Source organism: Duganella sp. sic0402 (genome assembly GCF_019219065.1).
GTDB lineage: Bacteria > Pseudomonadota > Gammaproteobacteria > Burkholderiales > Burkholderiaceae_D > Rugamonas.
The window spans coordinates 1-718 of the sequence record NZ_JAHUWK010000029.1; the positions used below are offsets into that span (position 1 = coordinate 1).

Consider the following 718-nt stretch of genomic DNA (forward strand, 5'->3'; position numbering starts at 1 on the left):
TCGATTACGAGTATTTAGCCTTGGAGGATGGTCCCCCCATATTCAGACAGGATTTCTCGTGTCCCGCCCTACTTGTCGTACGCTTAGTACCACCGGTCTGATTTCGTGTACGGGGCTATCACCCGCTATGGCTGCCATTTCCAGAGCATTCCACTATCAGTCCGACTATCACGTACAGGCTCTTCCCATTTCGCTCGCCACTACTTTGGGAATCTCGGTTGATTTATTTTCCTGCAGCTACTTAGATGTTTCAGTTCGCCGCGTTCGCCTCACACACCTATGTATTCAGTGAGTGATACCCTAAAAGGGTGGGTTTCCCCATTCGGAAATCTGCGGATCAAAGCTTGTTTGCTAGCTCCCCGCAGCTTATCGCAAGCTACTACGTCCTTCATCGCCTGTAATCGCCAAGGCATCCGCCATGTGCACTTATTCACTTGTCCCTATAACCTTGACGGCTATAGTTCAAGCATTTACTACTTGTGATGATGAGTTTTACTACCCTAAGTGTGTATTTCTACACGCTTAAATAAAACTTTACTTCTTCTCGATTGTTAAAGAACGTTACAGCAGATAAGTGTGAGCACTTGGCATGTTCCGAAGAACCTGCAAACTCTAGAAAGGAGGTGATCCAGCCGCACCTTCCGATACGGCTACCTTGTTACGACTTCACCCCAGTCACGAATCCTACCGTGGTAAGCGCCCTCCTTGCGGTTAAGCT

At 48.1% G+C, this 718-nt stretch carries 2 rRNA genes; both read right to left on the reverse strand.

Features of this window, described 5'->3' with window-relative positions:
* A 23S ribosomal RNA gene (locus KW842_RS27140) occupies nt 1–440 on the reverse strand; the annotation flags it as partial.
* A gap of 176 nt (nt 441–616) precedes the next feature.
* Nucleotides 617–718, reverse strand: a 16S ribosomal RNA gene (locus KW842_RS27145); the annotation flags it as partial.